Origin of the sequence: Micromonospora maritima, from assembly GCF_902825405.1 — a bacterium.
GTDB classification, from domain to species: domain Bacteria; phylum Actinomycetota; class Actinomycetes; order Mycobacteriales; family Micromonosporaceae; genus Micromonospora; species Micromonospora maritima.
Genome location: NZ_CADEAU010000869.1, coordinates 1 through 1,234 on the forward strand (window position 1 = coordinate 1; position 1,234 = coordinate 1,234).

The window sequence follows — 1,234 nt, forward strand, 5'->3', positions numbered from 1 at the left end:
ATACCGAGGATGCTCTTACGCAGGATCGTGTTCATCAGGAGGGCTCCGTTCGGGGGTCGACGCGCCGGGGGTGGACGCGCGAGCAGCCGTCAGGCGCTCAGGAAGTCTTCGGGGGGAGGGGGTCCGACCGGCTCACCGGGCCGGGGGCCTCGTGGTGGCGGCGGAACCTCGTGCAACAACCGGCGACCCACCGTCATTCCGTGGGGTGGTAGGCGTTTCCGCTGCTCGGCCGGGCACCCGGTACAACGCCTCGGCCCTCGGGCCCATTCCGCCCGGCCGGTGTCCCGGACCACTGCCGAACCGGACACACCGCCCAGACCTGCCGGATGCGGCCGTCGCGGTCAAGATCTTGGTGCGAAACGGACCCTCTGGGGGCCGTCCACTTCCAAGATCTCTTCGGTCGTCCGCGAGGAGTGGGGGGGCGTGGTCGGTTCGTACCCGGTGTGCCGACCGGCGATCGTGCCGCGGGCGCTCCCGGCGGACGTGACATGCCGGGCGCCCGGTGCCGGGGTGGTCGGGGACGGGTGTCCGGGGCGGCACGGCCTAGGGTGGTCGGTGTGGCGACCCTTCTGCTTCTGCGACACGGCCGGACCACCGCGAACGCCGACGGTGGCCTCGCCGGCCGGCAACCGGTCGAGCTGGACGACACCGGGCGGGCCCAGGCCACCGCGGTCGGCGGACGGCTCGCCGGGCTGCCGCTCGCGGCGGTGGTGAGCAGTCCGCTGATCCGCTGCCGGCAGACCCTCGACCTGGCGCTGCCCGGCGTCGAGCCGGTGGTCGAGGACGGGTTGATCGAGTGCGGCTACGGCGCCTGGGAGGGGCAGTCGCTGAAGAAGTTGGCGAAGGAGCCGCTCTGGCCGGTGGTCCAGCAGCACCCGAGCGCCGCGGCCTTCCCCGAGGGCGAGTCGATGGCGGCGATGTCCGCGCGGGCGGTCGCCGCGGTGCGGGCGTGGGACGCGCGGGTCACCGCCGAGCACGGGCCCGAGGCGGTCTGGCTGGCGTGCAGCCACGGTGACGTGATCAAGGCGATCGTGGCGGACGCGCTCGGCGTACACCTGGATCTCTTCCAGCGGATCGTGGCGGACCCGGCGTCGGTGACGGCGATCCGTTACACGCCGCTGCGGCCGTTCCTGGTCCGGCTCAACGACACCGGCGGCGACCTGTCGTCGCTGGTCCCGCCGCGGCGGCGGCGCCGGCGGGCGGCCCGGCCCGCCACCTCGGACGCGGCGGTCGG

Annotated in this window: 1 protein-coding gene; it reads left to right on the forward strand. The window is 74.2% G+C overall.

What is annotated here, in order from left to right; genetic code table 11:
* Positions 1 to 548 precede the first annotated feature (548 nt).
* On the forward strand, positions 549 to 1,234 hold a 686-nt coding region (locus HUW36_RS33140; RefSeq protein WP_174531615.1), incomplete at its 3' end, for a histidine phosphatase family protein.